Origin of the sequence: Streptomyces phyllanthi (assembly GCF_009377205.1) — a bacterium.
Classification (GTDB): domain Bacteria; phylum Actinomycetota; class Actinomycetes; order Streptomycetales; family Streptomycetaceae; genus Streptomyces; species Streptomyces phyllanthi.
The window spans coordinates 1-7316 of sequence record NZ_VJZE01000458.1 but is presented as its reverse complement, the minus strand read 5'-3'; the positions used below and the strand labels follow the sequence as shown (position 1 = coordinate 7316).

The 7316-nt window shown below is 72.0% G+C and carries 7 protein-coding genes and 1 pseudogene; 4 read left to right on the top strand and 4 right to left on the bottom strand.

Going from position 1 to position 7316, the window contains the following annotated elements; translation table 11 throughout:
• Positions 1-346 precede the first annotated feature (346 nt).
• Entirely contained in the window at positions 347-1033 is a 687-nt protein-coding gene (locus FNH04_RS37880) for an O-methyltransferase (protein ID WP_152790369.1), read from the top strand.
• A 142-nt stretch (positions 1034-1175) separates the two neighbouring features.
• On the opposite strand, the gene FNH04_RS37875 is transcribed toward FNH04_RS37880, so the two are convergent.
• The gene (locus FNH04_RS37875; protein WP_322725021.1) at positions 1176-1571 is read right to left on the bottom strand and encodes an FHA domain-containing protein; all 396 of its coding nucleotides are present in this window, start codon (positions 1569-1571) and stop codon (positions 1176-1178) included.
• Positions 1572-1685: 114 nt separating this feature from the next.
• On the opposite strand from FNH04_RS37875, the gene FNH04_RS37870 reads away from it, so the two are divergent.
• Entirely contained in the window at positions 1686-2096 is a 411-nt protein-coding gene (locus tag FNH04_RS37870; protein ID WP_152790368.1) for a DnaJ family domain-containing protein, read from the top strand.
• A gap of 92 nt (positions 2097-2188) precedes the next feature.
• Here FNH04_RS37870 and FNH04_RS48205 read toward each other — a convergent pair whose 3' ends face one another.
• Together FNH04_RS48205 and FNH04_RS37860 are read right to left on the bottom strand one after the other, a co-directional pair.
• Positions 2189-2821 (bottom strand): hypothetical protein, encoded by a 633-nt coding sequence (locus FNH04_RS48205; RefSeq protein WP_228031848.1) that lies wholly within the window; start codon positions 2819-2821, stop codon positions 2189-2191.
• A gap of 5 nt (positions 2822-2826) precedes the next feature.
• Positions 2827-3528, bottom strand: a complete 702-nt coding sequence (locus tag FNH04_RS37860; protein ID WP_152790367.1) for a hypothetical protein — start codon at positions 3526-3528, stop codon at positions 2827-2829.
• 145 nt (positions 3529-3673) lie between these two features.
• On the opposite strand from FNH04_RS37860, the gene FNH04_RS37855 reads away from it, so the two are divergent.
• A complete protein-coding gene (locus tag FNH04_RS37855; RefSeq protein ID WP_228031847.1) occupies positions 3674-4270 on the top strand; it encodes a GNAT family N-acetyltransferase in 597 nt (198 codons plus the stop codon).
• Positions 4271-4284: 14 nt separating this feature from the next.
• Here FNH04_RS37855 and FNH04_RS37850 read toward each other — a convergent pair whose 3' ends face one another.
• Entirely contained in the window at positions 4285-6411 is a 2127-nt protein-coding gene (locus FNH04_RS37850) for an MDR family MFS transporter (protein ID WP_194236949.1), read from the bottom strand.
• A gap of 184 nt (positions 6412-6595) precedes the next feature.
• On the opposite strand from FNH04_RS37850, the pseudogene FNH04_RS37840 reads away from it, so the two are divergent.
• Positions 6596-7316, top strand: a pseudogene (locus tag FNH04_RS37840) (peptidoglycan-binding protein); the annotation flags it as partial.

Below are 7316 nucleotides of genomic sequence, written 5' to 3'. Positions count from 1 at the left end.
CCCCCGCTTCACCTGACGGCCGCCCCGGTTTTGTCCGGAAGACGATAGTGCGAGGCGGGTTGCCTTCACCCCCGCAGGAGCGGCACGTACCACGGCGGATCCACGGACGGGCCCCCGGACGGGCTCTACGGACGGACCCCCCGGACGGGGCCCCCGGACGGCCCCCTGACGGGCCCCACGGACGCCCCCGGACGGGCCCAAGGACCGACCCCCGGACGGGTCCACGGTTCCCGCCAGGCCACCCCCCGATCGGCTGAATCCGGGGCGACAAGCGACCAGGGCCGGGACTAGGATCGACCGGCAGACTCGTTAGCGTCTCTAACTAGATATCCGAAAGGCATGGTGCATGAGCAGCAGCGACTCGCGGCTCTGGAACGACGTCGACGCCTACCTCGCCGACCTCCTCTCACCGGAGGACGACGCACTGACCGCCGCGCTGCGCGACAGCGACGCGGCCGGCCTCCCGCACATCAACGTCGCCACCACCCAGGGCAAGCTGCTGCAGTTGCTGGTCCAGATCCAGGGCGGGCGCCGCATCCTCGAGTTCGGCACCCTCGGCGGCTACAGCACGATCTGGCTGGCCCGCGCGCTCCCCGAGGACGGCCGGCTGATCAGCTTCGAGTACGACGCCCGGCACGCCGAGGTGGCCCGCCGCAACCTCGACCGCGCGGGCGTCGGCCGACTCGTCGACGTACGCGTGGGCCCGGCCCTGGAGTCGCTGCCGAAGCTGGCCGACGAGAACCCGGAGCCGTTCGACTTCGTCTTCATCGACGCCGACAAGGCCAACAACCGGAACTACCTGGAGTGGGCCCTCAAGCTCACCCGCCCGGGCGCGCTGATCGTCATCGACAACGTGATCCGGGGCGGCGCGGTCGCCGACGCCGGCACCGAGGACCCGGCCGTCCGGGGCACCCGCGCCGCCTTGGAGCTGATCGCCTCCCACCCGAAGCTGAGCGGCACGGCGGTGCAGACGGTGGGCAGCAAGGGGTGGGACGGGTTCGCGCTGGCGCGGGTGCTGGAGCCGGAAGGCTGAGGCCTGAGGCTTGAGGCCTGGGGCCTGGGGCCTAAAAGCCAAGGCCTGAGGCCTCGGGTCTGAGACCTCAGGCCTGAGGCCGACGCCTGGCCCGTGGATGTGGGCTCCTGGCGTCTGCCTTACGTCTGCCTTCCGGCGCTTGTCAGGCCTCGTGGTAGTAGCCGACGTTCACGCTGCGCGGAGCGGTCCGGTCGTGTATGACGAGTTCGCCCGAGCTGCCGTGCGGGAGCCTGACGGTGCCGCCGTACGGCAGACCCTGGGCCTGCTGACCGGCCAGGGCCAGGCTCACCTCGGACGACGGATCGGCGTGCGTACCGCGCAACCACGTCACCTGCCAGCTGCCGTCGGGCCCGCACAGGAACTCGAGGTGGACCCGGGAGACGAACAGCCAGTCGTCGGGCGTCGCGAGCCGGCACACGGACTTGTCCCGGCCCACCCGGAGCACCGTGCCCGGGTCGCTGGGCGCGTCGGCCATCAGCATCCCGGCCGTCGCCCCGACGTCCTCCGCGGATACCGAGGCCATGGTGAGTTCGAGCACGTGCGCTCCTTCTTGGTCACAGGTTCCTGCCTGCGCGGTGCGCGCGACGCGCACCGCCGCCGCATGATAAATCGCCAGCTGGGCCGCTCGGGCGGCCTCCGGCACAATGGACTCATGACCGAGCGAAAGCCACCAGGCGTCAGCTTCGAGTCCTTTGTAGACAAACAGATCCGGGACGCGCAGGCGCGCGGCGAGTTCTCGACGCTGCCGGGCGCCGGAAAGCCACTGAGCGGCGACGACACGTCGTACGACGAACTGTGGTGGATCAAACAGAAGATGGTCCGCGAGGGCATGTCGGTCCTGCCCCCGACGCTCGCCCTGCGCAAGGAGGCGGAGGACGCGCTGGCGGCCGCCGCGTCGGCTCCCTCCGAGCGGCTCGTGCGCAAGATCATCACAGAGATCAACACGAAAATCCGCGACATGATGTTCAAGCCGCCGCCGGGCCCGCCACTGGGGCTGAAGCCGTACGACGTGGAGGCGGTCGTACGGGAGTGGCGCGAGCGCCGGGAGAGGGCGTCCTCCTGAGGGCGCCCGGCACATGACGGCGAGGCCACGTCCCGGGAACGGATCCGGGACGCGGCCTCGCCGTGCTTCTGCGGCCGTGGTGCTGCGAGTGGCTAGGTCTTGAGCAGCCGCTCGGTCAGTTCGCGGTAGTCGCGCAGGGCCAGGCGGAGCTGTTCGGTGTCCGTCTCGGCGGGTGCGCCGTCACCGGTGGACTGCCAGGCCCGGCGGAGGGTGCGGCGCCGCTGGGTCACCGCTTCGGTGAACCTGGACGCGGCCTCCTCCAGTACGTGGTCGGCCTCCTCCACGGCGTGCCGGGGTTCGTCGACGAACTCGCCGACCGCGTGGTGCATCTGGTGCGCCAGCTTGTCGCACTCCTCGTGGGGCAGCAGCGGGGTCTCGTGCGCGGAGGCGCCGTCGCGAGCGGCGTGCTTGGCCCCGCCGGGCATGGCTCCGGCCGCCGCTCCGCCTGTCAGCCCGCCTTCGCGGCTCGGGACCGGCCGACCGGTCCCTTGCGTACCGGTCCCGTGCGTACCGGTCCCGGGTGTACCGGTCCCGTGCGTACCCGCACCGGCCGCAGGCGTGCCGGCCGGCTCCGCCAGGCCGATCGGGCCGGTGGCGTCGGGCCCCGTCGCCGCCGACTGCTCACGGCGGTGCGAGCCCTCGATGCCTTCCACTCCCGCGCCCTCGGTGCGCTTGGCGCGCTCCACGCGTTCGGTGCCCTCGCCGGGCCTCATGTCGTTCGTCATCCCCCTCAACTCCCCTTCGCGTGGCGCCGGGTGAAGCCCCAGGGCAGGTGGTGCCGACCGCCGGTGCGGGCGTGCGCCGACCTGTCCCTGGTCCTCTCGGTGCCGTGGTCCGCCTTCGTCCCGTGGCCGTGGCGGCCGGTGTCCCGGCGGCTCGGGGCCACGAGTTCCTCGAACAGGGCGCGTGCCTCGACCATGGCCTCGCGCATCTCCTCGGTACCCGCGGGGCTCCCCGCACCGTCGGCGGCCGGGTCGTGGGCCGCGCGGTGCACCCGCCGATAGCCGTGGACGTGGTGCGCGTGGTGCACGGACAGCGCGTCGACCTGCTCGTCGTACCGCCCGCCGTCCGGGAACCCGCGCGCTCCCGCCAGCTCGCCCAGCAGCCGGTCCGCCTCGGCGAGCGCCTCGCGCGGCGAGTCGACGAAGCGTTCCTGGGCCGCCGTCCAGCGGGTCTCGTACCGCTCGCGCTCCACGGGGTCCAGCGGCCGGATCTCAAGGGAGCCGTGCCGCTTCACCCGCTCCGCGAGCTCGTGCTCGGCGGCCTTGGCGTCGCCGTCGTGCCGGGCGAGGGTCCGCTCGTACTCGGGCCCGAAGCGCCGTCGCAGCCCGGGGCCGCCGTGGGCCGTTCGGTTGCGCTGGATCAGGGCGGCCGCCACGACGGCCACGACCGCCACGATCACGATCAGAGCGATGATCATGCCTGTGGACATGGATGCCTTCCGGAGTTCTCGGCCCGATGGCGGGCCGGTGTCCGGGTCCGGGTTGCCCGGAGGGCCCTTCTCAAACGGTGTGCGAACGGTGACGCCCCGCAAATCGCTTGCGGGCACCGGGTGTCGCGTACCGACAATGACCGCCATGTCGCCTCACGTGTCCCCTCCGGCCTCCTCTCCCGCGACGACCGCCTGGTCCATCGCCCCCGAACCCTTCGACTCGCCCGTGGCCGCCGCGCTCTGGCGGGCGTACTACACGGAGGTCAGCGACCGCTGGTACCTGCTGTACGAGGGACGCCGGACGGACCCGGACGAGCTGGAGCGCGAGGTCGCCGCGGACAGCGGCGACTATCTGGCCCCGCCCGACGGGCTGCTGCTGGTGGCGCGGTACGAGGGCGAGCCCGTGGGCACGGCGGGCGTACGGATGCCGGCGCCCGGCACGGCGGAACTGAAACGGGTCTTCCTGCGCGAGGAGTTACGCGGGAGGGGCGGAGCCGCGCTGCTGGTACGGGCCGCCGAGGACGCGGCCCGCGCGCTGGGCGCCGAACGGATCGTGCTGGACACGCGCAACGACCTCGTGGAGGCCCGCGCCCTGTACGCCCGGCTCGGCTACGAGGAGAGCGAACCCCACAACCAGCAGCTCTACGCCGAGCGCTGGTTCAGGAAGGACCTCACCGGGCCGGACACCGGCACCAGCACCAGCACCGGCACCGGCACCGGCACCGGCACCAGCAGCCGTTAGACCGTTCAGGCCGCTCAGGCCGCCCTGCCGTACGGCCGGTTCCGGTTCCCTCCGCCGTCGTGGGGGCGTTCCGCGTCGGAGCCGCACATCTCGGCGTTCAGTTCGGTCACCAGCTGGACCAGGTCCGTGGGACGGTCCGGGCCCCACCAGTCGCCGAGAAGTTCGGCGAGGGAGTCCTCGCGGGCCCGGGCCAGCCGGTCAGCGGCCTGGAAACCGTCGTCGGTGAGCACGAGTTCGAGTCCCTCGCGCCGGGCGAGGCGGCGCACCTCGACCTGGCGGGCCGCCTCCAGGATGACGCTCAGCGGCACCGGGCTGCGCTGGGCGAGCGCCGCGGGCTCGACCCGGCCGTGCCGCCTGATCCGCAGCAGCAGCCAACTCGCCCCCGGCAGCAGGTCGTAGCCGGCCCGCTCGGTGATCTTCTCGTAGATCTCACGCCGTCCCTCCCGGGTGCCGAGCAGCGACAGCGCCCGGCACACCTCGTCGTACGACGACCGTTCGACGGGGTTGCTCGCCAGCGTCTCCGAGAGGTCCGGTGCCGTCACCGACGCCCGCAGCCGGTCCTCGCGCAGGAACCAGGCCAGCGCGAAGCCCAGAAGGGCGACCGGCGCCGCGTACAGGAAGACGTCCGTGATCGCGGAGGCGTACGCGTGCAGGGCGGAGGGCCGCAACTCGGTCGGGAGTTGGGAGATTCCGCGCGGGTCCGCGCTCAGGGTGTCCGGGGTGACGCCCGGCGGGAGCGGGTCACCGCCGAGTTCCGCCGTCAACCGGTCGGCCAGACGGCCGGCGAAGACCGATCCGAAGACGGCCACACCGAAGGAGGCGCCGATCGCGCGGAAGAAGGTCGCGCCGGACGTGGCGACGCCCAGGTCCTCGTACGGCACCGCGTTCTGCACAATCAGGACCAGCACCTGCATGACGAGGCCGAGTCCCAGACCGAAGACGAAGAAGTACGCGCTCATCTCGCCGTCGGGGCTGTTCTCGTCGAGCTGGTGGAGCAGCAGCAGTCCGAGGGTCGTCACGGCCGTGCCCGCGACGGGGAACACCTTCCAGCGCCCGGTGCGGCTCACGATCTGCCCCGAGACGGTGGAGGCCAGCAGCATCCCCACCACCATCGGCAGCATGTGGAGGCCCGACAGGGTGGGCGAGACGCCCTTGACGACCTGGAGGAACGTCGGCAGGTACGTCATCGCGCCGAACATGGCGAAGCCGACGACGAGGCTGATGACGGCGGAGAGCGTGAAGGTGCGGATCCGGAAGAGCTTCGGCGGCAGGACGGGCTCGGCGGCCCGCCGCTCCACCGCGACGAAGCACACCGCCAGCACCACCGAGAGGACGGCGAGCCCGATGATCTGCGGTGAGCCCCAGTCCCAGGTCGTGCCGCCGAGCGAGGCGACCAGGACCAGACAGGTGGCGACGGAGGCGATGAGGAACGTACCGAGGTAGTCGATGACGTGCCGGGTGGTACGGACGGGGATGCGCAGCGCGACGGCGATCACGGCGAGCGCGACGGCACCCACCGGCAGATTGATGTAGAAGACCCAACGCCAGCTCAGTTGCTCGGTGAACAGCCCGCCGAGCAGCGGCCCGAGCACGCTGGTCGCCCCGAAGACGGCCCCGAACAGCCCCTGGTACCGGCCTCGTTCGCGCGGCGGGACGAGGTCGCCGACGATCGCCATGGACAGCACCATGAGCCCGCCGCCGCCGAGCCCCTGGATCGCGCGGAAGGCGATCAACTCGGCCATGTTCTGCGCCATTCCGCACAGCGCGGAGCCGATGAGGAAGATGACGATGGCCGTCTGGAAGAACTTCTTGCGGCCGTACTGGTCACCGAGCTTCCCCCACAGCGGGGTGGCGGCGGTCGACGCGAGCAGATACGCGGTGACCACCCAGGACAGATGCTCCATACCGCCCAGTTCACTGACGATGGTGGGCAGCGCGGTCGACACGATCGTCTGGTCCAGCGCGGCGAGCAGCATGCCGAGCAGCAGGGCGCCGATGGGCACGAGCACAACCCGGTTCGGGCGATCCGGGGCGGCGCCCCCGCCCGGAACTGCCGTATCCGCGGTGTGCGACGCGCCCGACCCACCCGACCTGTCCGACCTCTCCGACCTCTCCGACCTCTCCGACCTCTCCGACGTCATGAATCCCTCCCGAAGGCCCGAGGGTCCCTTACGGCGTTGTCTCCGGCTTTCACTCCCATCCTGGTCGGTGTGACCAGTTATGGCCTGTTGAGTCCTGGCGGAAGCCGTGATTCCCGGGGCGCCTGGGAGATTGTGTGCTCGATTTCTGCATAATCTCTGGAGTTCGTACGGGGAGGGACGACACGTGAGTGAAGTGAACGGCAACGGCGGCGACCCGAGCGCCCATGTCTGCCCGGAGTGCGCGGCACCGCGCGCCACGGACGGCAGTCCGTCCTGCCCGTGCGGCCCCCGCGCCGCCGAGGCCCTCCGTGACGCCCGTACGGCGGAGGCGGCGGCAGCCGAGGACTTCGACCCGCTCCGCATACGGCCATACGTGGAACTGGGCGACGCCCCGGCACCTCCACCACCCCCGCCGTCGCAGGAGCCCGGCGACACCCCCACCCTGGCCATCCCGGTCACGGCGCCGACGCCCCGCCCGAACGCGGCGGACGTACACCTCTTCGAGGGCGAGAACCCCGAGACACCGGCCGCGGCGACGAACACGCCGGAGTCCGTGGAGGCCATGGGGTCGGCGGGAGTGACGGGGTCGACGGGAGTGACAGGGGCTACGGGAGTGGCGGGACCGGTGCTCGCGTCCGACGACACCAGGCGCTCACCGCGCCGCCGTCACCGCACCACGGTCGCCGTGGCCGGAGCCGTGGCCACCGTCCTGGCCGCCGCGGGATTCGCCACCGGCCTCTTCTCGTACGACACGCCCACGCGCGACCGGGCCCTGCCGGACGACCTGCGCGCGAGCGCGCCGGACACGTCACCGAACGAAGAGACGGAGGAGACGGCCACCTCCGGGACCTCGCAGTCGACGGCCCCCTCGGCCAACACCTCGGCCGGCTCCCCCGGGGAGAGCC